At 47.3% G+C, this 23,475-nt stretch carries 21 protein-coding genes; 17 read left to right on the plus strand and 4 right to left on the minus strand.

The annotated features are described in order from the left end of the window. Positions 1-96: 96 nt before the first annotated feature. From AC4PHM_RS16245 to AC4PHM_RS16270, 6 genes are all read left to right on the plus strand, one after another. Complete coding sequence (locus AC4PHM_RS16245; RefSeq protein ID WP_492018764.1) at positions 97-984, plus strand: ADP-polyphosphate phosphotransferase; 888 nt, start codon at positions 97-99, stop codon at positions 982-984. 44 nt (positions 985-1,028) lie between these two features. After that, positions 1,029-1,514 (plus strand): phosphatidylglycerophosphatase A family protein, encoded by a 486-nt coding sequence (locus AC4PHM_RS16250; RefSeq protein ID WP_492018765.1) that lies wholly within the window; start codon positions 1,029-1,031, stop codon positions 1,512-1,514. A gap of 221 nt (positions 1,515-1,735) precedes the next feature. Then, entirely contained in the window at positions 1,736-3,079 is a 1,344-nt protein-coding gene (rlmD, locus tag AC4PHM_RS16255; RefSeq protein WP_492018766.1) for a 23S rRNA (uracil(1939)-C(5))-methyltransferase RlmD, read from the plus strand. Next, complete coding sequence (locus tag AC4PHM_RS16260; RefSeq protein WP_492018767.1) at positions 3,076-3,642, plus strand: nitroreductase family protein; 567 nt, start codon at positions 3,076-3,078, stop codon at positions 3,640-3,642. Before rlmD ends, AC4PHM_RS16260 begins: the two co-directional genes overlap by 4 nt. A gap of 61 nt (positions 3,643-3,703) precedes the next feature. Next, entirely contained in the window at positions 3,704-4,615 is a 912-nt protein-coding gene (locus AC4PHM_RS16265) for a class I SAM-dependent methyltransferase (RefSeq protein WP_492018768.1), read from the plus strand. A 25-nt stretch (positions 4,616-4,640) separates the two neighbouring features. Next, the gene (locus AC4PHM_RS16270) at positions 4,641-6,086 is read left to right on the plus strand and encodes a CHAD domain-containing protein (protein WP_492018769.1); all 1,446 of its coding nucleotides are present in this window, start codon (positions 4,641-4,643) and stop codon (positions 6,084-6,086) included. A gap of 155 nt (positions 6,087-6,241) precedes the next feature. Here the strand turns inward: AC4PHM_RS16270 and AC4PHM_RS16275 are convergent, their stop codons facing one another. Further along, a complete protein-coding gene (locus tag AC4PHM_RS16275) occupies positions 6,242-7,180 on the minus strand; it encodes an AEC family transporter (protein ID WP_492018770.1) in 939 nt (312 codons plus the stop codon). Between the two features lie 232 nt (positions 7,181-7,412). Here AC4PHM_RS16275 and AC4PHM_RS16280 point away from each other — a divergent pair, with 232 nt between their 5' ends. The 5 genes from AC4PHM_RS16280 to AC4PHM_RS16300 all read left to right on the plus strand — a co-directional run bounded on the left by AC4PHM_RS16280 (position 7,413) and on the right by AC4PHM_RS16300 (position 12,971). Then, a complete protein-coding gene (locus tag AC4PHM_RS16280) occupies positions 7,413-8,156 on the plus strand; it encodes a pseudouridine synthase (RefSeq protein WP_492018771.1) in 744 nt (247 codons plus the stop codon). Further along, entirely contained in the window at positions 8,153-8,941 is a 789-nt protein-coding gene (ygiD, locus tag AC4PHM_RS16285) for a 4,5-DOPA-extradiol-dioxygenase (protein ID WP_492018772.1), read from the plus strand. The genes AC4PHM_RS16280 and ygiD overlap by 4 nt, the downstream gene beginning before the upstream one ends. Positions 8,942-8,998: 57 nt before the next feature. Beyond that, on the plus strand, positions 8,999-10,138 hold the full coding sequence (locus AC4PHM_RS16290; RefSeq protein WP_492018773.1) for a hypothetical protein: 1,140 nt from the start codon (positions 8,999-9,001) through the stop codon (positions 10,136-10,138). An 11-nt stretch (positions 10,139-10,149) separates the two neighbouring features. Next, positions 10,150-11,391: a PIN domain-containing protein gene (locus AC4PHM_RS16295; RefSeq protein ID WP_492018774.1), complete on the plus strand. Its 1,242-nt coding sequence runs from the start codon at positions 10,150-10,152 to the stop codon at positions 11,389-11,391. 137 nt (positions 11,392-11,528) lie between these two features. Then, positions 11,529-12,971 carry a nicotinate phosphoribosyltransferase gene (locus AC4PHM_RS16300; protein WP_492018775.1) on the plus strand — a complete coding sequence of 481 codons (1,443 nt, stop codon included), beginning with the start codon at positions 11,529-11,531 and terminating at the stop codon, positions 12,969-12,971. Between the two features lie 69 nt (positions 12,972-13,040). Here AC4PHM_RS16300 and AC4PHM_RS16305 read toward each other — a convergent pair whose 3' ends face one another. The 3 genes from AC4PHM_RS16305 to AC4PHM_RS16315 all read right to left on the minus strand — a co-directional run bounded on the left by AC4PHM_RS16305 (position 13,041) and on the right by AC4PHM_RS16315 (position 16,363). Continuing rightward, on the minus strand, positions 13,041-14,288 hold the full coding sequence (locus AC4PHM_RS16305; RefSeq protein ID WP_492018776.1) for a DUF1015 domain-containing protein: 1,248 nt from the start codon (positions 14,286-14,288) through the stop codon (positions 13,041-13,043). 34 nt (positions 14,289-14,322) lie between these two features. Then, positions 14,323-15,231 (minus strand): D-2-hydroxyacid dehydrogenase, encoded by a 909-nt coding sequence (locus tag AC4PHM_RS16310; RefSeq protein ID WP_492018777.1) that lies wholly within the window; start codon positions 15,229-15,231, stop codon positions 14,323-14,325. Positions 15,232-15,295: 64 nt separating this feature from the next. Continuing rightward, the gene (locus AC4PHM_RS16315; RefSeq protein WP_492018778.1) at positions 15,296-16,363 is read right to left on the minus strand and encodes a pyridoxal-phosphate-dependent aminotransferase family protein; all 1,068 of its coding nucleotides are present in this window, start codon (positions 16,361-16,363) and stop codon (positions 15,296-15,298) included. A 414-nt stretch (positions 16,364-16,777) separates the two neighbouring features. Between AC4PHM_RS16315 and AC4PHM_RS16320 the strand changes: the two genes are divergently transcribed. The 6 genes from AC4PHM_RS16320 to AC4PHM_RS16345 all read left to right on the plus strand — a co-directional run bounded on the left by AC4PHM_RS16320 (position 16,778) and on the right by AC4PHM_RS16345 (position 23,335). Further along, a complete protein-coding gene (locus AC4PHM_RS16320; RefSeq protein WP_492018779.1) occupies positions 16,778-17,152 on the plus strand; it encodes a PH domain-containing protein in 375 nt (124 codons plus the stop codon). A 36-nt stretch (positions 17,153-17,188) separates the two neighbouring features. Beyond that, on the plus strand, positions 17,189-17,866 hold the full coding sequence (gene trhA, locus AC4PHM_RS16325) for a PAQR family membrane homeostasis protein TrhA (protein WP_492018780.1): 678 nt from the start codon (positions 17,189-17,191) through the stop codon (positions 17,864-17,866). Positions 17,867-17,914: 48 nt separating this feature from the next. Continuing rightward, on the plus strand, positions 17,915-19,699 hold the full coding sequence (locus AC4PHM_RS16330) for a sigma 54-interacting transcriptional regulator (protein WP_492018781.1): 1,785 nt from the start codon (positions 17,915-17,917) through the stop codon (positions 19,697-19,699). 446 nt (positions 19,700-20,145) lie between these two features. Further along, complete coding sequence (locus AC4PHM_RS16335) at positions 20,146-21,660, plus strand: sodium-dependent transporter (protein ID WP_492018782.1); 1,515 nt, start codon at positions 20,146-20,148, stop codon at positions 21,658-21,660. Between the two features lie 272 nt (positions 21,661-21,932). After that, positions 21,933-22,244, plus strand: a complete 312-nt coding sequence (locus tag AC4PHM_RS16340; RefSeq protein WP_492018783.1) for a (2Fe-2S)-binding protein — start codon at positions 21,933-21,935, stop codon at positions 22,242-22,244. After that, positions 22,241-23,335 carry an NAD(P)/FAD-dependent oxidoreductase gene (locus AC4PHM_RS16345; RefSeq protein ID WP_492018784.1) on the plus strand — a complete coding sequence of 365 codons (1,095 nt, stop codon included), beginning with the start codon at positions 22,241-22,243 and terminating at the stop codon, positions 23,333-23,335. Before AC4PHM_RS16340 ends, AC4PHM_RS16345 begins: the two co-directional genes overlap by 4 nt. Positions 23,336-23,475 lie beyond the last annotated feature (140 nt).

Genomic DNA, 23,475 nt, shown 5'->3' on the forward strand with positions numbered 1-23,475 from the left:
TCCATTGTTTATCACAGTGGAAGGCTTTTTACTTGTTCCTGACTAAGCCTCTTATGACTGGGTAAAGATGAAGAAAAGCGTTGAGGAGGGCTTGTTTTGAAGATAGATACCGGAAAATATCGCGTGGATGAAGGTCAAAAGGTTGACCTTAAGGATTGGCCTACTAAGGTAAAGCCTTATTATGACTCAAAAAAAACATACAAAGAGCAGCTTGGACAATACAAAGATAAAATGACTGAAAAACAGAATATGTTTTACGCCCAGGATCGCTATTCTCTCCTGCTGATTTTTCAAGCAATGGATGCCGCCGGCAAGGATGGTGCAATCAAACATGTTATGTCTGGCGTGAATCCTCAGGGCTGTCAGGTGTATAGTTTTAAGCAGCCCAGTGCTGAGGAGCTGGATCATGACTTTTTGTGGCGTACGACCTGCCGCCTTCCTGAACGTGGACGGATAGGCATTTTCAACCGGTCCTATTATGAGGAGGTGCTGGTAGCCAAAGTACACCCGGAGTTACTGGCAAATCAAAGGCTGCCTGAAGAAATCGAAAACGGAAAGAATTTTTGGGAGAAACGTTATGAGTCCATTGCGGACTTTGAAAAGCATCTCATTAGGAATGGCACAAGGGTCATCAAATTCTTTTTGCATGTCTCTTCAGAGGAACAGGCAAGAAGGTTTCTGGACCGGATTGATGAACCTGAGAAGAACTGGAAGATGAGTCTTGGGGACATAGAAGAACGAAAGTTTTGGGATGACTACATGAAAGCTTATGAAGACTGCCTTGAAGCCACCAGCAAAAAATACGCGCCATGGTTTGTTATTCCAGCGGACGATAAGAAAAATGCGCGTCTGATAATCTCGCAAGTAATTATTGAAGCCTTCGATAATATGGAATTGCATTATCCGGAGGTTTCTGACGCGCATAGAGAAGAACTTTTGAAAATCAAAGGGGACCTTGAGGCAATTCTGGAATCCGAAAATTAAAATTACAACACTAACCTTGAAAAGAGAAAGGACCAGGTGAAGACATGGCAAGTGTTTCAATGTCTGAGCTGTATACTTCAGCAAAGGATGCGCTGGATCGCAGAGGCGTTAAAATTTCGGATATCGCGGTTCTGGTGATGCATCTGCAAAAGAAATATAACGAAAACCTTACATTTGAGGCATGCATGGAGAGTGTGGATGCAGTTCTGAATAAACGTGAGGTGGCTCACGCCATTATGACAGGTGTCGCCTTGGATGAATTGGCAGAGCGAAAGGCATTGCCGGAACCCCTTCAGCAGATTGTGGAATCGGACGAGCCGCTTTATGGAATTGATGAGATCCTGCCATTATCCATTTCAAATCTTTACGGGACAATAGGTCTCACTAACTACGGCTACCTGGACAAAGAAAAAATTGGGATCATCAAGGAGCTCGACGCCATGAAGGGGACTCGTGTGCATACCTTTATGGATGACCTTGTAGCCGCGATCGCTGCAGCGGCTGCCAGTAGGATTGCGCACGCGGATTAACAGTCTTTACCACGCTAACAGATGCCACATCAGACGCCACATCATACGCCGCAACAGACGCGACAACAGACACAACAACAGTTACCACTGGGGGTGCTGTTCTGAAGCCGGGTTTTGCGCTATAATAAAGAGTAAGATAAAATCAGGCTTTTAATAATCGAGCTGAGCGAAAGGGCTTATACATGAAAAAAAATCAAATAGTAACTTTTTGGATAGAAAAAATGGCGACGCTACAAGAAGGGGTTGGTTTTGTTGATCAAAAGCCTGTTCATGTCAAGGGCGCTCTTCCGGGTCAAAAGGTAGAGGTCAGAATTTCCAGGAACAGGGATCACTACGTCGAAGGTAAGTTGTTAAGCGTCTTGGAAAAATCAGAGTCAGAGATATCATCATTTTGCAATCATTACGGCGAATGCGGAGGCTGCTCGCTTCAGACATTGCCTTACAGTGCGCAACTGGAAATGAAAAAGGCTTGGATTTCCGGGCTTCTTGAGTCCCATCTCCCGGAAGACGTATTCAAAAGCATAGCGTTCACAGGCGTGCTTCCGAGTCCCAAGCAGTTGGCATACCGAAACAAAATGGAGTTTACCTTTGGGAATGCTTTCAAAGGTGGTGAGACAAATCTAGGACTTCACAAAAAAGGTCAATTTGGCGCGGTGATTACGACGGATCACTGTCAGATCTGCGACTCGGATTTTACGGAAATTTTAAGCGCGGTTTTAGAATTTTTTAAGAGGCGTGGCGTGGATCATTATAATAAATTTAGTCATGAGGGAATCTTGAGGCACCTCGTCATACGCAAAGGCGAAAAAACCGGTGAGATTCTTGTCGCGTTGTCGGCTGCGGGACCATCGGCAGAAGACCTGAGGGGCTTTGTCGATTTGGTGACCGGATTAAAACTGCAAGGTGAGATTGTCGGTGTTTTGTATGTTGAAAACACGGGAAAGGCAGACGCGGTCAACGGAGACCCAGTCGTTCTGTTTGGCAGGGATCATTACTATGACGAGATTCTGGGTCTAAGGTTTCGAATCTCCCTTTATTCGTTTTTTCAGACCAACACCGTGGGCGCTGAGCTGCTGTATCAGACGGCTTTTGACGGCCTTGAGGACATTCGTGGGAAATATGTTTTTGATCTGTTCAGTGGGACGGGTACGATCGCTCAACTATTGGCTCAACGAGCAAAGCGCGTTGTCGGCATAGAAATTGTGGCAGACGCGGTCGAAGCGGCCATTGCCAACGCGGCTGAAAATGAGCTTTCCCACTGTGAATTCAGGGTTGGGGACGTGCTGGAAATTCTGGATCATTATGAAGGCCACAAGCCCGAGGTTATAGTGGTGGATCCGCCAAGAATGGGCATTTCACCAAAAGCCCTGGAGAAAATCATCGCTTTTGGAGCGCCGGAGATCCTGTACATTTCATGCAATCCAAAAACGCTCGCGGAAAATCTTTCAATGATGGCTCTGGCTGGATATCAACCCGTAAAGGTGACAGGCGTGGACATGTTCCCGCATACGAGCAATTGCGAAACTATATGCTGGCTGAGGCGTCGAGGAGGATCTGAAGAATGAACAATGTCATTGAGGCCATTTTGAACCGCAGAAGTATCAGAAAATATAAAGCGGACGGCATATCTGAAGAGGATTTGGGGCAGATCATCGAGGCGGCTAAATACGCGCCAAGCGGTATGAACGCCCAAAGCTGGCACTTCAGTGTCATTCAAAACCGCGAGAAGATTGAGGCGCTGGAAGCAGTTGTTTACGAGGCGATAAAAGGCTCAGAAGACCCTTATCTGAAAAAAATGGGTGAGCTTGCGGAGTTTCACTACTTTTATGGTGCCCCTGTTCTGGTGATCATCAGCAACGCGGCAAATTCAATTTCATTATCTCCAGTGTCAGACGCTGCCCTTGCTGCAGGCAACATGATGCTCGCGGCTCATACCCTTGGTCTTGGCAGCTGCTGGGTTCACATTCTGACGCGGCTCAGAGATGAACCGGAGGTGAAGGCTGCGCTGAGGGCACTGGGTGTTCCTAAGGGTTATGTCGTTTGTTCAGCGCTGACCCTTGGCCATCCGGAGGGTCCTTCACCAAAAGCTGCAGAGCGTCGCGAAGGTACGGTCAATTTTGTTTTATAAAGCTGTGAGTGTCGTCAGGCACACACAGGTTACTTGCAGAAATTTTAGGAGGTGATGGCAGTTGAATCAGAAAACTTATAAAGACGAAGTAGAGGAAAAACTGGCCAAGTCGCTGACAGCACAGACCCCGGAACTGATCCCGTATTTGCCGTATCTGCTGATGGATATTTGGGACCTCGGCTCTTCGCCTGAGGACATGAGAACATTAATAGAGGAACATTTACCGTCGCCACACAAACTGCATCTGATCGACATGGGCTGCGCCAAAGGCGCAGCACCGGTATACCTTGCCCGGGCGTTCGGTTGTCATGTGAAAGGCATCGACATCATTCCTGAATTTATCGAAGCGGCCGTCAAGCATGCAGAGGCGAATGGTGTTGGAGACCTATGCGAATTTGTCGTCGGTGACATCAACGAAGCGGTTCTGATCGAGCGCAATTACGATATCGCGATCCTGGACGCCATCATGGATGTCCTTGGAACGCCAGCAGAAACCATTCGAATGATCCGACACGTCATTAAGGAAAGCGGCTATCTTTTGATCAACGACGCTTATAAATTCCACCCGGAAGATCAGAATCAGAAAGATAGCGGGACAGAGGCCAAGACGACTGGCTCTAAATACAGTTCTCCAAAAATGTCATTGGATGAAATTCCGGAGTTCCCGCCGGAAGTGCTTGAAGCCCCTTATCTGACCTATGCTGAGTGGCTGGCCCTCTTTAGAGCGGAAGGTCTGGAAGTGGTCGCGACCATAGTGACTGAAGGTCAAGCCCTTTTTTCTTTCAACGACGCTCAGAAAGAACTGATCCGGGTTCGTGCGGAGGAGCTCAAAGCCCTTCATCCTGAAAAGCAAGCGCTCTTTGACGAATTTATCAGAGCTCAGGGCATCAAGCAGGCGGCACCGGATATGCCGCTGCAAGGGATTACCTGGCTGGTCAGAAAAATTCAGTTCATGCCGTCGAGGTATCGCTAAGGCTGAAATTTCAAGGACTGAGGTTATGTCAAAAAATGATCTGAAAAAGGAAGCAGACAATGCTCTGAACACGGATTCAACCCGTCGCGAGGCTTTCCTTCAAGATTGGGTTTTCGAAGCGTGGTCTGATCTTTCGCTTAAATCATTGAATTTACTGGCTGAAGAAATCACCCATGTACGTTCGGTAGCAAAATTGATGGCGGTTCTGGCACCCGGCAGAGGCCTTGACTCTGAGCTCGCGGAGATTATTGGTCAGCTCCATGATGCCGGACGGCTAAGACCGGGAGGTTCCACTGAGGCGCATGCCGAACGTGGCGCTTCAGAAGTCATGGCGTTCTTAAAAGAAAACCGGTTGTTGCCTGAGTCCTCCCAACAGATTGTGGTGAACGCGATCCGGCGCCACAGCGCAAAGGGAAAACAACAGGAAGCCTATGATGAGTTGTTGAAGGACGCGGATGTGTTTCAGCGCCTTCTTGAAGGGGAGCCTGTCCTTTCGAGGCCAGCCTGGCGAAAGCGCGCGGCGCTTGTTCTTGAAGAGCTCAGACGCTATGCTGTTAAAGCCGGAGATCACACGCTGGTTCTTTCACCAAATGATCGAACAGTCGCGGAAGGGTACTCCAGATTTCTTTCAGAGGTGGCGTCCTGGCTGATGCTTCGCAAACATCAAAGTCTGGACGAAGAGCGTGTCCATGATTTCAGGGTCTATATCAGACAGATCAAGGCGCTCCAGTCTTTCTTCAAGCCTCTGCTCAAAACACGCCGCTATGAAGGTGGTCTGGAGCAGCTTCGAAAGGCACTGCATGCCTTTGAAGACGCCAGGGAAGGTGCGGTCGAGCTGAGGGCTTTGGAAGCTTACGCCGCGAGCCTTGATGCCGGTCTTGACGACAAGGCCCAGCTGGATTGGATCGCTTTCAGATCCGGGGTGTTGACTCAGCGCACCGGCGCTGCTCTCGCTGAAGCTGCAGCTGGAGACTATTCATGGGCAGCAGCCCTTCAAGTCTGGCACCGCGACATGTTGAAAGCGACCCTTTCGAGAGGAATTTCAAAAATGCCTCTGGACACCTTCGCCCTTAAGCGTGTTAGCCGATGGTTACGTCAATGGAGAAAGCATTATGGCAGCATGGATTTTGATAATGACACTTTAATTCACGAGAGCCGAATTGGCGTGAAAAAAATCAGATATGTCCTCAGGGCAATTCAAAAGATCGTTCCTATGGAATCCAAAGCCTTGCTTGACGCCCTTGAGACTTACCAGTCTTTGTCCGGCGCGCTGCACGATGTGGCGGTGTCGAAGATCCTGCATATGGACGAAGGTGGTATCCTCTTCGATGTCCAGGCAGATCCCGCACAGGATATGAAGCTTCTTTCCATTTATCTCAGTTTTAGAGAGCGTCAGGGACGTGAGTACCGAGCCCAGCTGAGGCATGCTCATGTCAGACTTATGGAAGAGATCGAGGCGTGGCTCAAGTGAGAGGCAGTCTTCTGACTTCTGACTGAAAAGGGTGACAAAAACATGAGACCGCTTTAAAAAGCGGTCTCATTCATTCAACGGATAGGCCTTATGAAATTTGTGCTGATAGCTTGAGGCGCATTGCTTGTTAAGGCTTGAGCGACAGAAAAGTCGGACTAAATCAGCCCTTGAAGGACATAAAGGATGGGCAGCACAACAGCCAGCATACCGGTATTAAACAGCCAAAGGGAGTTGGCCAGATCTGCGTCCAGACCATAGAGCTGAGGCGGAATCAGGGAATGAAAAGCCGGTGGCATAGCCGACATGATCAGTACAACCCTGACGACAAGGCCATCCTGCAGTGCGTCCAGTCCCAGGGCAAAGGCCGCGGATACGGCAATCACAGGTACGGCTATGAATTTTATAGCTGAGATTGCCAGGCATTCTTTCAGATAACGCTGGATTGCGCTGAATCTGATGCGATATCCAATAGAGGTCACCAGCAGGAAAGACGAAAATGGAATGATGACCGCGCTGACGGACGAGAAAAAGGTTGGGCGCTGAGCACCAAGGAAGTTGAGGATCAGTCCGGCTGAGATGCTGGTGATGTAAATCTGAAAGACGGGATCTCTTAAAATCTTCATGAGCGCGGATTGCTTGTCTGCTTCGCTGGCAGTTGTACCGTGAAGTCGAGCGATTGGATATCCAACCAGAAGATAGAGAAATTCCTCCAGCAAACGGTACATGGAGGCGAGGGCGTAGCTGGCCTCTCCCAAAAAAATATAGCAGAACAAACTGCCAAAGCTTCCCAGGTTCATAAAGGCGCCAGAGCAGATAAATGCTCCGGTTTGGTACCTTTCATGCTTCATGACTTTTGAAGTTATGTAAGCCAGAACACCGCCTGACAGGATAGCAAGGGCGCCAATCAACGGAAGCGCGACGTAGCGGAGGTCATCCAGCCGAACGACCCAGAAAGCGCCAAAGGTGACGATTGGATTTAAGCCAAACATGGCGAACAACTGCATTCTGCGCACTATGACTTCCGCGTCACCCAGATATTGTGAAGCCTGGTCAGCCTCCAAACGGGCAGCTTTGCGAAGCAGGATTCTGTTCAAGACCTGGCCAGTCAGAAGCCCTAAAAAGATTATGCTTATGGAAAGTAAAAATCTGCTCATAGGCCAAGTGGTTTTTCAAACGTTGACATGAGAGTGGGAAATACAAAAAACAACCTGATCACCTCGTATTCTTATACTTAATTGTAGACACAATTTCTTCTCAAAGCAACCTTACAACAATTTTTCGGCGGAAATGCTGCAAAGCTCTCCGGAGGTATGGAGTGACTCAACTATGAGACTAAACGTTTATATCAGCAGTACAGGCCTTTGCTCAAGGCGGGAGGCGGATCGGCTCATCCTTGAGGGAAAAGTCAGGGTGAACGGGAAAGTGGCAGTGCTTGGAACCCAGGCTGACCAGGGGGATCTCGTCGAGGTCGAAGGGAAAGTCCTGCGCAAAAAAGTTCCAAGTGTCTATATAGCCCTGAATAAACCCGTGGGCATTACCTGTACGACAGAGCGCCACATTAAGGGCAATATAATTGATTTTGTGAATCACCCCCATCGGATCTTTCCGGTAGGCAGACTCGACAAAGATTCGGAAGGTCTTATTATATTGACGAATGACGGCGGAATCGTCAATGAAATCCTTAGAGAAGAAAACGATCACGAGAAGGAATATCTTGTTCAGGTAGACCGGCCCGTGACACCCGAATTTGTCAAAGCTATGTCTAATGGCGTCAGAATCTATAATCCGGTCAAAAGGCAGCACACCAAGACTAAGCCATGCAAAGTCGTGCGGGTTTCTGAATACGGCTTCAGAATAGTTCTGTCTCAAGGACTCAACCGCCAGATTCGACGCATGTGCGAGGCCCTGGGCTATGAGGTGGTCAAGCTTAAGCGCACCAGGATCATGGATCTGCGCCTGGGAGATTTAAAGAGCGGCCACTGGAGACCACTCAGCAAGGAAGAGGTTGCAGGCCTCAGGCACAAACGCTCTGAAGACAAGGACAGCAGCAGAGGAGGCGGCAAAAAATGAGGATGCCAGCATTGTTTGTTGGTCATGGCTCCCCAATGAATGCTATAGAGGACAATGGGTTTACAAATGGCTGGGCGCGCATGGCGGAAAAACTGCCGCGGCCGGAAGTGATCCTGTCAATTTCAGCGCACTGGTATACAGACGGCACACGGGTCAACAATGACCCTGCCCCCAGAACGATCTACGACATGTACGGATTTCCAAAAGAGCTTTATGAGATTGTCTATAATGCGCCGGGGTCGCCGAAAATCGCGAAAGTCGTTCTCGACAGCCTGTCTCATCTTTCCCGCCCCTGCATGGCAGACAACTCCTGGGGTCTTGATCATGGCACTTGGTCGGTTCTGCATAAGATGTATCCTGACCGCAGCATTCCCGTTCTCCAGCTGAGCATTGACGGCAGTGCAGACGCGAAAACTCACTATGAGATTGGCCGTTCACTGTCAGAGCTCAGGGACCAGGGTGTGATGATTTTTGGAAGCGGCAATGTCGTTCACAATCTGAGACGCGTTCAAATGCAGCGTGCCGATGGTTTTGACTGGGCCTATGAATTCGATGGCTACATTCGCGACAATATGGTCAAGCGCGACGTCGAGGCCATTCTGGATCACGGTCAGGCGGGGGATTGCGCAAAGCTTGCCTTTCCAACGCCGGAGCACTATGATCCCCTGCTTTACGTCCTGGGAGCGAGCAGAGACGACGATAAGCTCACTGTATTCAATGAGGCATGCGTCATGGGCTCGGTTTCAATGACGAGCTATGCGTTTCATAACATCGAGCTTAAGTGACAGACCAACAAGCATTAAGCGGCTTTGAATGTTTGGAGGAAAAAGGGGGGCGGGGTTGTGAGACCATCGGCTAAACACAGAGAAAAGGCAGTGAGGCCAACGCCAATAAGGCGATTGGAAAGAGGGGTCCGCGGCTTTGGGCGCCTTTCACTCTGTCTGCTTCTCGTACTCCTGATCCAGTGGCTGCCTGTCTTTGCCAACAGCGGACCGCCCCGAATTCTGCCAGATCAAAATAAAGCGGTTTTTACTGAGAATCCGGGGGTGGCGCTCGTTCATGAACACCTCAAAATGGTGTGGGATCCAGAGCGCTATAGAGCTGAGTTTACTGTCACCTATACCTTCGAGAACACCTTAAACAGCCCTCAGGCGCTGACTCTGTGGTTTATGAGTGGCGATTATGAGGATCGAAGTTTTAAGATCCGGAGTTCAAGCGGACTGATCCCTTCAAAAGACATTGAGCCGGAGGCGTACCACTTGGAAAACTGGGCATTTGTAAAAGATCCGCCGTTTGTCACAGCTTATAATGAGCCGCTGGAGCAGCGTCTTGATTTTTACGGACAGACTCAGACACCAGCCAGAATCACAGAGTGGCTTCTTAAACTGGCGCCGCGGGAACAGACGGAGGTTGTGGTATCCTATGAGGCCAAAAGCGGGTATCTGAGTCATTCGGACTACTTTACGGTCTACAGAACCCTGTATTATGCCCTTTCTCCGGCCCAATATTTCGATGGTGAGGCGGTTGTCGATCTCGAATTGATTGTACCGCGGAACTGGTCGGCTGCGGCCAATCTGCCGCTGGAACTCGAAGCGCCGGGACTGTACACCTTGAAGGATTACGCTATAGGCACGGAGGACTTGTATATAAGCTTGCTCAATAAGGATGAGCTTATGCTCGGACTCAATTCGAGGTCTGCTTTGTTTGGATGGACCTGGCCGGCCGCGGCAGTCAGCTTCATGGGGGCTATACTTATTGCTCGCCACAGAAAGCGTTTGGCTGTCGGGCTCGTGATAGCCGGGACTTTAGCCATGTCACTCAACCTCATCAGGCCGTCTTATGGGATGATCTTTATGATGATGCTATTATTGCCGGTGATCGTGGTGAGCCTGCTCTTTCTTGCTGCTGTACTTGCCTACATCAGGTACCAAAAGAAGAGGCGCGGGGCCTCTCACATTGACAGTAATAAACCAATGGATTAGGAGCGCTGAACATGAAGCGGGAAAATAGGAAAACACATTGCTTTATCGATTACGAAAATGTTCATGAATCCGGATTTGAAGGCGTCGAGTCGCTGTCGGACGGCGACTCTGTCACCATTTTTATCAGCAGTGTCTCACACAAGATCAGCCTGGTGGTGCTGGAGACGCTGCTTCGAAAGAAGTGCGAATTGAACATCATTCATACCATAGGCACAGGAAAAAATAATCTTGATTTCCAGTTGATTGCTGAGGTGGGGTTTCAGATCGGGCGCCACACCTATGAGGCTCAGTCGACGCAGTTCGCTATTATCAGCAAAGACCGTGGCTATGAAAATGTTGTAACCGCCTTTCTGAATCGCGGATTCCAGATTATCCAGTGTGAAACCATTGAGAAAATAGGTAAAAACGTTGAACAGATCAGTGTTGAGCCTGTTTTGGAGGAACTGGATGAGGCGTGGGAATTCGCGGCGTCCGTTCAAAAGTGTTTGGTGAGCCTAAAAATGAGCACTTCAGACTTGAAGAAAGTGGATGCCATTTTTAGGGAGTCATTTACATTGAATACGCTGCATGACCGTTTAGTGAAAGCCTTTGGAAAGAAGGGCAATCACCCCATCTATGGTAAATTGAAGTCGCTTCATAAACAATATCAAAAGACGCTGCCGCCAGTGGCACCTGAGGATTATGAGGCAGTGCCTGAGACACAGGATGCCTTTGTGCTTTTGAAGGAGAGCGCTGTAGAGAAGCAGCCCGAAGACGGGCAACAGAGCTTGGAGGGTAATGGGGATCAGCCTATTGAGGAATCCAGCAGTGGTGATATGGCGGCTACAGACGCTGGGTTGGCTGAGGCAGCAGCATCAAGACCTGATGATCCGGTGATTCATCCTGAAAAACCGGTGGCGGAGACCAAGAAAAAGACGCGTGGCCGTAAAAGAAAGCAGCCGGCTTCTAAGTCTAAAACCGAACAAGAGGTAATTCATGCAGTCTCGCCTGAATCCGCAGCAGTACATCAGCCTGAGAAGCAGGATAAAATTGAGATTGAGCGAGACCCGGAACCACAGCCAAAGTTGGAACCTGAGGAAACGCAGGTCGAAGCCTCAGCAGAACCGGCAGAAAAACAGAGTGAGAAAAAGAAAAGAAGACCAGGCCGGCCCAGGAAGAAAAATGGGTCATCCAAGCCGTCGGAATCCCCTAATGTCAAGGAAGGCAGTGAAGCGACAGCTCAGGACGGGACGAAACTTCCGGAGGCTGAATAGCATAAAAGCCATGATATTTATGATATAAAAGGTCAAAACTTGAATAATGTGGATTAAGTCGGTAAAATGCACTTAGGCTTTAAATCTAATCATCATGAGGCGTTTTCATCAGAGAGTGCCGCGAGGGAGGCTTCAGCTTGAAAGTCAACAAACTGGCTATGCTGACAGATTTCTATGAATTAACCATGGGTAATGGCTATTTGCTGTCGGGAAAAATGGATCAAATTGTCTGTTTCGATATGTTTTTCAGGAAAGTACCGGATGATGGCGGCTTTGCCATCATGGCAGGCCTCGACCAGATCATGCGCTACTTAAAGGATTTAAAATTCGAAAAAGAAGATATTGAGTTTCTCAGGGAAAAAGGTATTTTTGATGAGAAATTCTATGACTATCTCGAAAACTTTAAATTCAGCTGTGATGTTTGGGCTATGCCGGAAGGGACGCCAATCTTCCCGAATGAGCCCATCTTTGTCGTGACAGGACCGGTCATACAGGCTCAGCTTATTGAAACGGTGGTGCTCCTGACCCTGAATCACCAGAGCCTGATAGCGACTAAAGCAAATCGTATAGTCAGAGCGGCTCAGGGAAGAGCAGTCATGGAGTTTGGATCCAGACGCGCCCATGGGTATGATGGCGCGGTTTTGGGCGCAAGAGCGGCCTTTATAGGCGGCTGTATAGGCACGTCCTGCACCGTTGTCGAGCAGACCTTTGGCATTCCCGCTATGGGGACAATGGCACACAGTTGGATTCAAATGTATGATTCGGAGTACGAGGCTTTTAAGACCTATGCAGAGGTTTATCCTGACAATTGCACGCTGCTGGTGGACACCTATAATGTTTTGAAGTCCGGGGTGCCCAATGCCATCAAGGTCTTCAAGGAAGTGGTCGTGGCTCAGGGCTTCAGACCAAAGGGCATCCGTATCGACAGCGGCGACATTACTTACCTGTCTAAAGAGGCCCGCAGGATGTTGGATGAAGCCGGCTTTGAGGACTGTAAAATAGTCGCGTCAAATTCGCTGGACGAATACATCATTCGAGATATCATCATTCAGGGTGCCAAAGTAGATACTTTTGGGGTCGGGGAGCGTTTGATCACGTCCAAGTCAGAACCCGTTTTTGGTGGGGTCTACAAGCTTTCGGCGGTACAAAAAGACGGTGAATGGATCCCAAAGATGAAGCTGAGCGAAAACATCAGCAAAACGACTATTCCTGGCTTTAAGCAAGTCTGGCGGCTTTTTGACCGAACCACCGGAAAAGCTATTTCCGACCTCATTACCCATCATGACGAGGTTGTGGATGATTCTGGAGCGTATACCATCTTCGACCCTGAGCAGACCTGGAAACAAAAAACCATTGAAAATTTTATTGCCAAGCCTCTGTTGATTCCTGTCTTCAAGAGCGGGGTATGTGTTTATGAAACGCCGTCGCTTCATGAGATTCAAGCATTTTGCATGAATCAGATTGAAACGTTATGGGAAGAAGCGCTTCGATTTGAAAATCCGCATGGATACTACGTGGACCTGTCCCAGAAACTATGGGATTGCAGAGATCGCCTGAGAAAAAGCATGAGTTCGATTTAATAACAAAAAAGGAAGCTGGGATCACCAAGCCTAAGGCAGGTGACACCAACTTCCTTTTTTGTTGTGAAATTACCTGAAGCTGTGGACGAAAAGTCCGCTTCTCAATTTTGGTTCAAACCAGGTTGACTTAGGAGGCATTACTTCGCCAGCGTCCGCAATGTCGAGCAGGTCGTCCATTGTGGTTGGGTACATGGAGAAGGCGACCTTCATGTCCAGCGCGCAACGTCTTTCAAGCTCTTCAAGTCCGCGGATACCGCCGACAAAGTCAATGCGCTTGTCTGTTCTTGGATCCTCAATGCCGAGAACCGGTCCGAGAAGATTCTTTTGAAGAATGGAAACATCCAGACGATCTACTGGATCCTTCTCGTCATAGATGCCGTCCTTTGCCTTGAGGACATACCATTTGCCGTCGAGCAGCATCCCAAAAGTATGCTTGGTCATAGGCTTATAAGGAGATCCGACAGGCGCGTCAGAAACTTCGAACTTCTCCGCTACTTTTGCGAGGAAATCTGCTTCGCTGTGTCCGTTCAAGTCTGTAAGAACGCGATTGTAATCCATTATGAAAAGATCGTCATCCGGGAAGATAACAGCCATGAAGTAGTTGAATTCTTCATTGCCTGTAAACCCTGGATTTTCTTCGCGTTTCTTGAGGCCGACCTTGACAGAGGAAGCCGAACGGTGATGGCCATCCGCGATGTAGAGGAAGTCGATATCTGAAAATTCCTTTTCAATTTCACTGACGATGGCAAGATCGTCAATTGGCCAGAAGATGTGTGTTATGGCATCATCTGTAGTGAAGTTGTAGGCAGGCATATGAAACTTGATCCAGTCGTTCATAATCGTAGTCAATGATTTGCGGTTGCGGTACGTAAGGAATACCGGCTCGGTATGCGCTTCGCAAAAGCTGAAGTTTTGAATGCGGTCTACTTCTTTGACTGGACGCGTAAACTCATGCTTTTTGATGATGTCATTGAGGTAATCATCAATGGAAGTGCAGCCGACAATGCCCGTTTGAACGCGGCCGTTCATCAACTGTCTGTAGATGTAGAACAACGGCGCAGCTTCTTCTTTCATGTAGCCTTTTTCGACAAAAGCGTCCAGGTTCTTTCTGGCAGTCTCATAGACGACGTCTGCGTACGGATCCTGATCATCTGCGAGGTTGATCTCCGGACGGACGACATGCAGGAAAGAATATGGATTACCTTTGGCCATTTCCCGAGCTTCTTCAGTATTCATAACATCATAGGGAAGACATGCGACTTTTTCTACCAGATCTGTCGCAGGGCGGATCGCTTTAAAGGGTTTTACAATTGCCATTATTTACCTCCTAGTATGGGTTGAGTCTCGTAGTTTACGCAAAGAATTTTTCGATAACGTCACAGACCTCAGCGCCAATGCGAAGCTGAGCTTCTTCTGTAGATGCGCCTATATGCGGCGTCATAGAAATCTTAGGGTGCTTCATCAGCCGCTCGTCCTTGAGTGGCTCTTCGATGAAGACATCAAGGCCTGCGCCGGCGACTTTGCCGGAGTCAAGGGCTTCAAGCAGCGCGTCAGGATCGATCAGACCACCGCGGGAGGTATTGATGATGTAGACGCCATCCTTCATTTTTGAGAACGCTGCCGCATCCAGAAGAGGTTTGTTGTCAGCGGTCGCCGGAATATGCAAAGTGATGTAGTCGGCATGTTCCAGGATTGTCTCAAAGTCAGCGTAATGGTACTCGTCAAGGCCCGCTCTAGGACCGAGCAAATCTTGATAAAGTACTTTCATACCGAGGGCCATGGCACGTTTAGCCGCTTCTTGACCAATTCTGCCAAAACCGATAACACCGAGTGTCTTGCCGCAAATTTCAGTGCCGACGTAGTGTTTCTTATTCCACTCACCATGTCTCATGGTGTGATTGGAAATATGAATAAAACGCGCCAGGCTGAACATGTGGCCAATGACAAGCTCTGCTACTGAAGCACTGCTGGAGTTAGGCGTATTTCTTACAGCAATGCCTTTGGATTCCGCGTACGCGACGTCGATATTATCGATGCCGACACCGGCACGGATCATTAATTTGAGTCTGGAGCCTTCTACAGCATCAATGATGTCTTTGCGCAGTTTTGTGGCGGAACGGATGACTATGACATCATAGTCGCGCAGGGCAGTCTTCAACGTTTCCTGATCGTAATTATTGGTATCAACCTCGTGACCAAGGTTCGTCAAATGCGCTACCGCGCTTTGTTCCATACCGTCGTTTGCGAGAATTTTAAGCATATAAAACTCCTTTTCCAATTGTTTTTAATAGCTCGGGATGAAGCTGTAACTCAAGTGCCAGGGCTTATAGTCCGAGGATATCTTCGATATTTCTAAGAACATCATGGACTTCTTCCATAGTCATATCAGCCATGTGCGCGATACGGAATGTCTTTTCCTTCAAATCGCCATAGCCATTGGAAATCTCAAAACCGCGCTCGCCGAGTTTCTTGTTGAGATCAGCAACGCTGATGCCTTTGGTGTTGACAATAGTCGTGAGCGTGTTAGAAGCGTACTTTTCTTCAGGATAAAGTGCAAAGTGCTTTTTAGCCCATTCGCGGACGACTTTCGCCATTTCAGTGTGGCGTGCGAATCTGTTTTCGAAGCCTTCCTCGATGATGCGGTCGAGCTGGTAATCCAGTGCGAACATATGGGAAAGCGTTGGTGTGGACGGATATTGATCGTCCTTAATGACGTTGTCATAAAGGGCAAGGAGGTCAAGATAGAGACCGCGATACTTGACTTTCTTCGCAGCTTCAACAGCCTTCTGAGAAAAACTGCAAAGTGCGATTCCCGGAGGAAGCCCCAGGCACTTCTGGCTTGAAGTAATACAAATGTCGATGCCGAGCTTGTCGACTTCGATTTTCGCGCCGCCCAGGGAGCTGACCGCGTCAACGCAGAAAATGACTTCCGGATACTTTTTCATGACTTCCGCGATTTCTTCAACCGGGTTCTGAATGCCGGAAGAAGTTTCGTTATGTGTGACGGTAACTAAGTCGTACTCACCAGTAGCCAGAGCTTTCTCAACCATTTCAGCTGAAGTGTGCTTGCCAGGCTCTGATTTGAAAAGATCAGCAGGGACACCGTTTGAGGTGGCCATTTTGTACCATCTGTCGCCAAAAGCGCCAACAGAGAATACTGCTGCCTTTTTGTTTGTGCAAGAACGAACTGCACCTTCCATGACGCCGCTTCCGGAGGAAGTGGAAAGCAGGATGGTGTTTTCTGTGTACATCATTTGTCTAAGCTTGTCTGAAATGCCTCTTTGCAGCGCGGAAGCCGCTTTTGACCGGTGACCGATCATAGGGGTAGCCATTTTCTGGAGGACGTCTTCTCTGACGTCCACTGGACCTGGGATGAAAAGTTTTTTATGCATAGTGACCCTCCTTGACATGTTTGTAATTGTTTTTTTCAAATCTTACGCCTAACATTCTTATTCTACCCTTTTTTGAGCAAAATCAAATAAATTAATTTTTTAACAAGACGGATTATGTTATCAATCTTGCATTTTTATGCCGGAATTTGTACTCAAATCCTAAGTCCAATTGTTAAGACATCCTCAGGACAACTGGTCAATTAACGAAAAATCCAGTATAATAAAGGCAGAACACTTGATAATTCGGAACCTGGATTTCGAGGTTTTGAGTGTTTCGAACGGTTCTTTTCTATTTTACAGTTTTGTATAATAAATAAATTGGTATATAATCACAAAAATTCAGCTGTGGAGGAGGGCAGGGCGAATGCCTGAGCGCGCTTTGGCGCATCTTGCTTTGGCGTTTAGCCCGTGAGGATGATCGATTTTTCAAAGGATGCATTATTTGTATTGGAACCATTCGATTTTAAAACTGCACTGAAACGTGTGACTCCAATGCTGATCGAAGGTGAAGAAGTCTTTGCTACTTTTTGTTTCGCCAGGGATTATGTTATTTTTACTACGAAACGCGTGATCATTATTAAAGAACGCGGTACAAGCGGACTTAAAAAGGACTACACATCGCTGCCTTATATTAAAGTTAAAGCGTTTTCTGTTGAAACGGCAGGGGAACCTGGACTCGACTGCGAACTGGACCTTTGGTTCTCCGGACTCGGTAAAATAAGATTTGAATTTAAAGGCACTTTTGATATTCTCGGATTCAATAAAATGATCGGAGAATATATACTGTAACCTACTTGATCGACAATTGCAGGAGATGTATGACCTATGGAAAGAAATGAATTAATTAAAGCCAGCAAGAAGAAGATGTATTCCCTAAGAGAAGAAATTGCCAATAGTATTTCTCATGGCATAGGTATTGTGTTTAGTATTGTGGCCATGACCATCTTATTGGTTTATGGCATTTGGATGAAGAGTCCTGCGGCAATAACGGGCTTCGCGATTTACGGTATCAGCTCCATTCTTCTCTACACTGCTTCTACACTCTATCACAGCTTCAGAAAAGAAAAAATAAAACGTATTATGAGGGTGCTTGACCACTCGGCTATTTTTTTGTTGATTGCAGGGACCTATACACCCGTCACGCTGATTGCCATGCAAGGATATTGGCGCGTCGGCATCCTGAGTACCATTTGGGTGATCGCAATTTCAGGCATTGTTTTTAAAGTGTTGACCTATAACAAAATGGATAGATATAAAGGGGTTTCCCTGGCCCTCTATATCATGATGGGATGGATTGCAGTGATCGCGATAAAGCCAATGACACAAACAGTTCCGGTTGGATTCCTGATTTGGCTGCTTGCGGGGGGCGCGGCTTATACCATCGGCACAATTTTTTATGCAGTTAGAAAGATTCCTTACCATCATGCCATTTGGCATTTGTTTGTTCTGGCGGGCAGTGTCCTTCATTTTCTGGGGATCTTCAGATATCTCGCAGTAAAATAAGAGCACGTCCGTTTTAAGGCAGTCGAGATTCTTGAAAGGATGGAAGGCATGCTGGAAGTTCAATTCTCCCGTTATACCGTTCAAGGTGTGATGTCCGACAATGTGCTGAAACTGGAGCCGAGTGAAAAGCTTTCCTCCGCGGTGGAACAGATGCTGAGGGAAAACATTCCCGAAGTTCTGGTGGTCAGGAGTCTCAAGGAAGAAGAGCATCTATTGGGCATACTGACATTCAGGGATATTTCTGAGTGGATCAAACTCGGGAAAAGTCTTGATGCGCCTCTGTCGCAGTTTGCTCTGAAAAAAGTTCTGACTGGCACTGAGGATATGCTTCTGAGCGAAGTGCGGCAAATTCTTATAGAACGAAAAATTGGTTGTCTGCCCATCTTCAACGGGAACAGAATTACAGGCATAATACGCAGCGAAAATCTCAGAGACAGTTATTACAGATTTTTGGAGATTATCAATAAACAATATATGGCGGTCATCCATCAGATGCACGAAGCTGTCACAGTTACTGACCGGGATGGCAATGTGCTGCTTTGGAACAAGAACGCAGAACGTATTTATAACCTGAAGGCTTCGGAAATCCTATACAAAAAACTGGAAGACTTTTTTCCAAATGCCCTCAGTTTGTCAGTCATGAAAACGGGGATTCCAATTGAAAACGTGTATCATGCTCCAAAACCAAACTACTTCGTCATAATCAGTGCGCTGCCCATTGTCGTGGACGGCGAATATTTAGGCGTCGTTGCTACAGAACGGGATGTCACGGAGTATAATCAATTGACCAACGAACTGGTCAACGCGAATGTTGAAATTGATTTGCTCAAAAAAGAAGTTGAAAAAATGTCAAAAGGAAGTTTCACTTTTAACGGCATTCTGGGCAACAACTCGGTGATTCAAAACCGCATTGAACTGGCAACCCATGTCGCCGCGACGGATACCAATGTCATGCTCACGGGAGAAAGCGGCACGGGCAAGGAAGTTTTCGCCCGGGCGATTCATGAAGGCAGCCGCAGAGCGGGATTATTCGTTCCTGTCAATTGTAGTGCGGTGCCCGCGGCACTCTTCGAGAGCGAATTTTTTGGCTATGTCGGCGGCTCGTTTACAGGTGCACTTAAAACAGGAAAAATCGGATTTTTTGAACTGGCACACGAAGGGACGCTGTTCCTGGATGAAATTGGCGACCTGACACTGGAACATCAGGCAAAACTTCTGAGGGTGCTTCAGGACGGCATGGTGTCTAAAGTTGGAGCAGAACGCAGAACGCCTGTAGATGTCAGAGTCATCTGTGCAACCAATAAGAATCTTTTGGAAATGGTAAAAGCGGGCTCTTTTAGAGAAGACTTATTTTATCGTCTGAATGTCGTGGAAATCAGTCTTCCACCGTTAAGAGAAAGACGTGAGGACATAGCACTTCTGTTTAATCGCTTCCTCGAAGAAGGCTGTAAAAAGAATCATAGAAAAATGCCACATGTTGACAATGCTGTTTTCAACGTTTTGCTTCAGTATAACTGGCCAGGCAACATACGTGAATTGCGAAACGTCGTTGAATATATGCTGGTTGTTGGTCGATCGGACCAACTGACTATTCAGACTATGCCGCCTAATCTGGCTAACAGCGAAATAAGATCCCCTTGTCCGGGTGAAGAATCGGAAATGTTGAATGAGGCAGAAACACTGGCTGAAATTGACAAAACGATTAGGGACAAGGAAGTGGAAATGATCGCCAAGGCTCTGATGGCCTGTAAAGGTAATAAGAAAAAAGCGGCAGAAGCCTTAAATATTCCGAGAAGTACACTCTATTACAAAATCAATCACTATGGGATTTGAGTAAACGAGTGTCGGAAAACCGACATGTGTCATATATTCGACATTGTCGGTTTTTTTTCGTAACTGTATAAATTTCAATACATAAGTAGGATTTCAGTTAAAATAAATGAAAATTATTGAAGCTAAAAGTGTCGGAAAGCTGACACAAACAGTGAAAGCGCGTGCTCTGATCACTACTTGTCAGCGCTAAAAGTGTTGCAATCAGCGCCTTGAATATTTTTTTAGGCGATAAGTCAGGTTTTCAAATAGTTGGCACAGCGCTTGCTCTATTAAGTTGATGAAGCGTCCTTATACATTGACAAGTGCTGTCACAAGTAAACCTAACCTAACAGCAGTAGTATGAGATTGGCCCGTCACGCTTGTTCAGTGTGGCTTTAAGTTATAATAATCTTGGCCAAGAAGGAGGATCGTCGTTCGTACTAAAAAATCAAAGGGGGACTATGTGAATGAGCAAGAACACCGAACAATGGGGAAGTCGTTGGGGATTCATTCTGGCTTCGATTGGCATGGCAATCGGAACCGGGAATATCTGGAGATTTCCGCGTGTCGCAGCTGAAAATGGCGGCGGACCGTTCATAATCGCATGGACAATCGCTTTATTAGTATGGTCTATTCCTCTGCTTATGGGTGAAATGGTCATGGGCAGAAAGACAGGCTTGGGAACCGTGGGTGCCTTTAGAGATTTAATAGGCAAGAAGTATACTTGGATGGGCACCTGGATCATGGTGGTCTGTTTGGCAATCGCATTCTACTATTCTGTGGTCATGGGCTGGTGTGTCAAATACTTCACATTGGCTGTCGCAGGAACGTTTAAACCAGGAATGGGTACAGAACAGACTGCTGAAATCTGGAACGTCTTTACGACAACACCTTCACAGACCATTTTGTTCCACTTTATCTCCATGGCAATTGCAGGCTTTATCATTTATCAAGGCGTCTCGAAAGGAATCGAAAAAGCATCTAAAATCATGATTCCAACACTCTTTTTTCTGTTAATTACAGCAATGATTAGAGCCGTCACCCTTCCAGGCGCGGCACAGGGTCTGGAATATCTCTTCAGCCCGAAATTCCACATGCTGGCAGAACCTAAAATTTGGTTGGCTGCCTTTACACAAGCCGCTTGGTCAACCGGAGCCGGCTGGGGCTTCATTATTACATATGCCGTCTATACGAAACGTAAAGAAGATGTTGCAGGCAATTGTCTGATCATGGGTGTCAGCGACAACGTCGGTGCTTTGCTCGCGGGTATGACGGTTCTTCCTGCGATTTTTGCCCTTTCTCCTTCTATCGAATTTGCCAATGAAGCACTTGCTCAAGGCAATACAGGCATTACTTTTATTTATCTGGCCCAACTCTTTACAAGACTGCCATTTGGCAATGCTGCGGCAGCACTGTTTTTCCTGGCTATGTCCATTGCTGCGCTGACATCGTTGTTGCCAATGATTGAGGTCGGTGTTCGAAATATGATGGATATGGGCTATGATCGTAAGAAATCGACGCTCACGGTCGTTATTGGCAGCTTTATCCTAGGCATACCATCTGCCTACAGTCTCAACTTCTTGGACAATCAGGACTGGGTATGGGGCATTGGTCTGCTCGTTAGTGGCCTGTTTGTCTCATTTGCAATGGTAAAATATGGCGTCGAAAAGGCTCGCACTCAAGATATCAATATGCCGTGGTCCGATTACCAAATTGGAAAATGGTGGTCAATCTGCATTAGACTCTTTCCTGTATTATTTGTTTCAATCACCGCATGGTGGTTCTGGCAGGCGGTTGGCTGGTATCCGGACAATTGGTGGGCTCCATTTGAGGTCTTCACACCTGGTACAATTATCTTCCAATGCGCGCTTGTTATAATTGCTGCATTATTGACAAACAACTGGTTTGCAAAGAAAGTCGGATCAGGACGGGATATCACTGTTGATACAGAAACAATAATTGTAGCAGAGGAGCGTGCGTAAGATGTCAACAACTTCAATGATTATGATGATCATCGTTGTGGGTTCATATTTTATTGGCTTCGGATTACTGCTTTACAAAGCCAGCAAACCCAAACCGGAATAAGTCATAACCTTTAGGCCTTTGAAGGAGAACAATGCTCATAGTGACTGAATAGCCATTATGAGCATTGTACCAAAGGTCATCAGGTGCAAAGCGCGATTACTGAATGTATTCAGACAGTCTTCGGTCCCCGAAGCAAAAGGAAGGTTGTCGACCAGGGGGGTATGTCAACATGTCATCCAGACTTGAAAAGCATCCAATATTGAGTTTTGATCGAGGAAAAAAAATCAATTTCAATTTTGATGGTTCAGAGGTAACAGGGTATGAAGGCGAGACCATTGCCGCTGCGCTTCACGCTGCTGGTGTAAGAGTTCTCAGTCACAGTATTGAGCGAAATAGGCCGCGTGGCTTTTATTGCGCGATTGGAAATTGTTCCTCCTGTATGATGGAGGTCAACGGTGAAGCAAATGTCAAAGTTTGCGTCACCATGCTGGAAGAGGGCATGACAGTCAGGACACAGGAAGGAAAAGGTGAGCTTCTGTGAAAAAAGTGGAAACACTCGTCATAGGCGGAGGCCCTGCCGGATTGTGCGCCGCCCTGAGCGCTGCGGAAATGGGCTGTCAGGTATTATTGGTTGAACGAGACGGTGCCCTGGGTGGGCAGCTTGTCAAACAAACACACATGTTTTTTGGTTCGGAAAAGCAGTACGCATCTACAAGAGGCATTGACATTGGCAAGCTTTTGCTTGAAAAAATAGATCAGTCACCCAATATTGAAGTGTGGAAAAACACGACTGTAGTTGGGCTTTATGAAGATCGCATTGTGACACTCGAAAAAGAAGGCACTTACCTTAAAGTCGATCCAGAGGCCATTGTCGTGGCAACTGGCGCTAGTGAAAAAAGCATACCGTTTTCAAATAACGATTTGCCGGGGATTTATGGCGCCGGGGCGGTTCAAACCTTGATGAATGTCTATGGCGTCAAACCTGGGGACAATGTTCTGATGATTGGTGCCGGTAATATTGGTCTGATCGTCAGTTACCAGCTGATGCAGTCGGGGATCAATGTGAAGGCCATTGTCGAGGGCGGTCCGAAAATAGGCGGTTATCTTGTGCATGCTTCCAAAATCAGACGCTTGGGGATTCCGATTTATACGCGTTATACAGTCAAAGAAGCCCGTGGTAAAAACGCTCTTGAAAGTGCGACCATCTGGCAATTGGATGAAAATTGGTCACCAATTCCGGGAACTGAAATTGATCTGGATGTCGACGTCATGTGCATAGCGGTTGGACTTTCACCTTTGTCTGAGCTGCTTTGGCAAGCGGGATGTGAAATGAAATATTTGGCTGCCCTTGGCGGCTATGTACCAATTCGAAACTCAGAAATGATGACGTCAATTGAGGGCCTCTTTATTGCAGGAGACGTCGCAGGGATCGAAGAAGCCAGCAGTGCAATGGTTGAAGGTTACTTGGCAGGATTGTCTGCAGCAGCTTTTACTGGCCGCCAGTCAGACCGCCTGGATGCGCTCAAATCAGATTACATAAGCCAGCTCAGCGCGCTGCGGGCAGGCCCTGAAGGCACGAGAATCAGACAGGGAATCTCTGAAGTTTCAACAGTTCATTACTCCGGTGTTTAAGCAGTCAAAATTGAATTTGGTTGAAGTGCTTCAAAACCATCATTTTAAAGATAAATAAATCAACCAATAAACACTGGGGCAATAACATCTTTTCTCGAGAGCCGTGAATTGCTCATCATGAATTGGAGGTGCCAAGCGTA

The sequence above is a fragment of the Acidaminobacter sp. QWL-03 genome (genome assembly GCF_058683855.1).

Excerpts from the sequence above, each read along its gene's own strand:
- AC4PHM_RS16250 (WP_492018765.1), top strand. The coding sequence starts at position 1,029 with ATGGCAAGTGTTTCAATGTCTGAGCTGTATACTTCAGCAAAGGATGCG.
- rlmD (WP_492018766.1), top strand. The coding sequence starts at position 1,736 with ATGGCGACGCTACAAGAAGGGGTTGGTTTTGTTGATCAAAAGCCTGTT.
- AC4PHM_RS16260 (WP_492018767.1), top strand. The coding sequence starts at position 3,076 with ATGAACAATGTCATTGAGGCCATTTTGAACCGCAGAAGTATCAGAAAA.
- AC4PHM_RS16270 (WP_492018769.1), top strand. The coding sequence starts at position 4,641 with ATGTCAAAAAATGATCTGAAAAAGGAAGCAGACAATGCTCTGAACACG.
- AC4PHM_RS16280 (WP_492018771.1), top strand. The coding sequence starts at position 7,413 with ATGAGACTAAACGTTTATATCAGCAGTACAGGCCTTTGCTCAAGGCGG.
- ygiD (WP_492018772.1), top strand. The coding sequence starts at position 8,153 with ATGAGGATGCCAGCATTGTTTGTTGGTCATGGCTCCCCAATGAATGCT.
- AC4PHM_RS16295 (WP_492018774.1), top strand. The coding sequence starts at position 10,150 with ATGAAGCGGGAAAATAGGAAAACACATTGCTTTATCGATTACGAAAAT.
- AC4PHM_RS16305 (WP_492018776.1), bottom strand. The coding sequence starts at position 14,288 with ATGGCAATTGTAAAACCCTTTAAAGCGATCCGCCCTGCGACAGATCTG.
- AC4PHM_RS16310 (WP_492018777.1), bottom strand. The coding sequence starts at position 15,231 with ATGCTTAAAATTCTCGCAAACGACGGTATGGAACAAAGCGCGGTAGCG.
- AC4PHM_RS16315 (WP_492018778.1), bottom strand. The coding sequence starts at position 16,363 with ATGCATAAAAAACTTTTCATCCCAGGTCCAGTGGACGTCAGAGAAGAC.
- AC4PHM_RS16320 (WP_492018779.1), top strand. The coding sequence starts at position 16,778 with ATGATCGATTTTTCAAAGGATGCATTATTTGTATTGGAACCATTCGAT.
- trhA (WP_492018780.1), top strand. The coding sequence starts at position 17,189 with ATGGAAAGAAATGAATTAATTAAAGCCAGCAAGAAGAAGATGTATTCC.
- AC4PHM_RS16330 (WP_492018781.1), top strand. The coding sequence starts at position 17,915 with ATGCTGGAAGTTCAATTCTCCCGTTATACCGTTCAAGGTGTGATGTCC.
- AC4PHM_RS16335 (WP_492018782.1), top strand. The coding sequence starts at position 20,146 with ATGAGCAAGAACACCGAACAATGGGGAAGTCGTTGGGGATTCATTCTG.
- AC4PHM_RS16340 (WP_492018783.1), top strand. The coding sequence starts at position 21,933 with ATGTCATCCAGACTTGAAAAGCATCCAATATTGAGTTTTGATCGAGGA.